The 2721-nt window shown below is 73.0% G+C and carries 3 protein-coding genes; all 3 read right to left on the reverse strand.

Annotated elements, in window-relative coordinates; translation table 11 throughout:
* Positions 1 to 7: 7 nt before the first annotated feature.
* The 3 genes from yacG to ABD160_RS33110 are packed head-to-tail and all read right to left on the reverse strand — an operon-like array spanning position 8 to position 2639.
* Positions 8 to 403, reverse strand: a complete 396-nt coding sequence (gene yacG, locus ABD160_RS33100) for a DNA gyrase inhibitor YacG (protein ID WP_085916920.1) — start codon at positions 401 to 403, stop codon at positions 8 to 10.
* The gene (istB, locus tag ABD160_RS33105; RefSeq protein ID WP_085916919.1) at positions 400 to 1263 is read right to left on the reverse strand and encodes an IS21-like element helper ATPase IstB; all 864 of its coding nucleotides are present in this window, start codon (positions 1261 to 1263) and stop codon (positions 400 to 402) included. The genes yacG and istB overlap by 4 nt, the downstream gene beginning before the upstream one ends.
* On the reverse strand, positions 1260 to 2639 hold the full coding sequence (locus ABD160_RS33110) for a Mu transposase domain-containing protein (protein WP_085916918.1): 1380 nt from the start codon (positions 2637 to 2639) through the stop codon (positions 1260 to 1262). Before ABD160_RS33110 ends, istB begins: the two co-directional genes overlap by 4 nt.
* Between the last annotated feature and the right edge of the window lie 82 nt (positions 2640 to 2721).

Below are 2721 nucleotides of genomic sequence, written 5' to 3' on the forward strand. Positions count from 1 at the left end.
GTAGTGGTCAGGTCGGGGTCATGTGGGTCACCTCCGGGGTGCGGATGTGGGCGGCGCCGGCGGGGACGACGACGGTGATGACGGCCAGCTCGGTGCGGCAGTGCGGGCAGCGTTGGACGCCGTTCGCGGCGGGAACGGCGTGCCCGGGTGGGACGGCGTTCGGGACGGCGTCGGGAACGGCGTGGTCGCCGTTCGGGCTGGTGAGGGCATCGCGCGTGACGGCGTTCGCGGTGTTGAACGAGCCGGGAACGGCGTCCGGGACGACGTCCGGGGCGGTGTGCGGGTGGTCGCGGTGATGCGCGGCTCGACAGCGCGAGGAGCAGAACCGGCGGTTGGGGTTGCGTCGGGTCACGGTGACCTGCCGGCCGCAGGCCGGGCAGGGGTGCTCGCCCAGGATGGTCATGATCGGCCCTGCCCGGTCGGGTCGTGCTCGCCGAGCGCCAGCCGGAGTTGGTTACTGCGTTGCTGGTGGGCCCGCATCCGGTAGGAGGGCCCGTCGATGGCGACGACGATGCCCCGGTGCAGCAGCCGGTCGAGCAGCGCGGCGGCCAGCATCGGGTCGGCCAGCCGGTCACCCCAGCTGGCCACTCCGGCGTGGCTGGTCACGATCGTCGACGACTTCAGATAGCGGCGGTTGATCACCTCGAACAGGGCGGCGTTCGCGTCCGGGTCCGGCGCGGTGCGGGAGTAGGCGAACTCGTCGATCACCAGCAGCCGGGGGCCGCAGTAGAACCGCATCGCGGTGGCCCAGCGTCCTTCCAAGGCGGCCTTGCGGCAGCGTTTGGCCAGTTCGGCGGCGGTGGTGAAGTAGACCCGGTGCCCGGCATCGACCGCGGCCCGGGCGAGTGCGACCGCGAGCATCGTCTTGCCGGTGCCGGGTGGACCGACGAACAGGACGTTGCCGGCGTCGTCGAGGAAGCGCAGCGCCGCGAGCTCACGCACGAGTTTCTCGTCGACCCCGGGTTGGGCGGCGAAGTCGAACTCGTCCAGGGTCCAGGAGTGCGGCAGGCAGGCGAACCGCAACCTGCCGGCCAACCGACGGGCCTCGGCGTGGGAGACCTCGAGCCCGAGCAGCCGTTCCATCACCGCGGTGGGCGAGAGCTGCTCGGCGCGGGCGGCGTCGAGCACCCCGGTCAACGCCTCGGCGGCCGTGCCCAGCTTGAGGACCTCCAGGTGAGCGCGCAGCCGCTGATAGGTCGCCGCCTCGCTCGAGCCGTCGGGTTCAGCCTGGTTGACCGCATGGTCGGGCCGGTGGGTGTTCATGAGCTCTCCCGCCCATCCTGTCCGCTGGTCTCGCCGGTGTGGGCGCGTCCGCGCAGCGGGCGGGTGCCGGAGGCGTAGGCGTCGAAGTCGATGACGACCTGCTCGCCGCTGGCCGGGCCGGCCTGGGCGTGGCGGATCCGATCCGCTTCGGCCAGGGCGTCGGCGGTGGGTGGGCGGCGGTGCTTGCGCGGGCAGGGCGCGCGGTCGGTGAACTCGGCGAGCACCACCCGGGTCATGGCGTCGACGTGTTCGTCGAGGCGCACCAGTGCGCCGGCTCCGTCCGGGGACCGCAGGTGATGCGCCAGCGCGACACCGCGTGCGGTGGCGATGTCCAGTGCCGGGGTGCCGAGTTGGTGGCGAACGGTCACGATCTCGCCGGTGTGCCCGGGTGGGATCGAGTAGCGGTTGCCGCGGAACGCGACCAGGGCCTGCTCGGACACGGTGCGCTCGACGCTCAGCACCGCCGGCAGCGGCGCCGGTGCCGCCCGCAACGGCTCGGCCTCGGCCAGCGCGCCCACGGTCGTCTTGCCCCCGTCGGCGTCGGCGCGGCGGCGTCCGTCGAGGCGGGCGCAGATCCGGTCCAGCCCGGCCTGGGCCCCCGCGAGGGTGGTGTCGTCGGCCAGGGTGCGCCACCAGCGTTGGGCGATCACGTGCGCGCTCTTCTCCACCGCGCCCTTGCGCCAGGCGTGCCGCGGCGGGCAGATGTCGATCCCGACCCGGTAGTGCACCGCCACCGGTCCGAAGCTGACCGTGAGCCGGCCCGAGCCGGGATGACACACCGTGGACATCCGGTCGAACCGCCACCGCCGCGTCACCCCGCCGAGACGGCCGACGACCTGGTCGAGGCCTTCGATCAGGTGCGGCTGATCGAGCGACTCGGTGATCCAGCCCCGCCACCGGCTCGAGTGCGCCAGCACCCCGAGCAGCACGAACGCGCTGCCGGCGAACCCCCAGTGCGCGGGCGGGTCGGTCAGCTCCAGGTAGTCCCACTGGGTCTCGGCGCCCGGCGGATGGGCGATCACCGCCCGCTGGCTGGTCTTGCCCGACCGACACGGCTCGCAGGCCGGGCGCAGCTCCCGGGCGCGCAGCGCGCGCGTGAACGAGGGATACGAGCCCGCATAGCCCAGCGCGGTGACCTCGTCGAACAACGTGGTCGCCCACAGATGCGGGTCCGCACCGAGCCGCAGCCGGCAGTACTCGGCGAACCCCTCGAACGGATCCGGCACGCTGCGGGCCCGCTGCCCCGGCGTGTGTTCGCCGCTCAGATAGCGGCGCACGGTCACCCGTGTGACGCCCAGATGCCGGGCGATCGCGGAGATCGTCCATCCCTGCGCGCGTAGTGCTTGTGCTTCCACGTACGACTCCCATGCGAGCATCCCGAGTGGGCTCCCTCGACGACTTCCGGCCGGTTCAACCGGAGCGTCGAGGGGGCCCGCCTACTGGTGGTGGATCTCAGTC

It is taken from the genome of Pseudonocardia kongjuensis (assembly GCF_039526905.1).
Taxonomy (GTDB): Bacteria; Actinomycetota; Actinomycetes; order Mycobacteriales; family Pseudonocardiaceae; genus Pseudonocardia; species Pseudonocardia kongjuensis.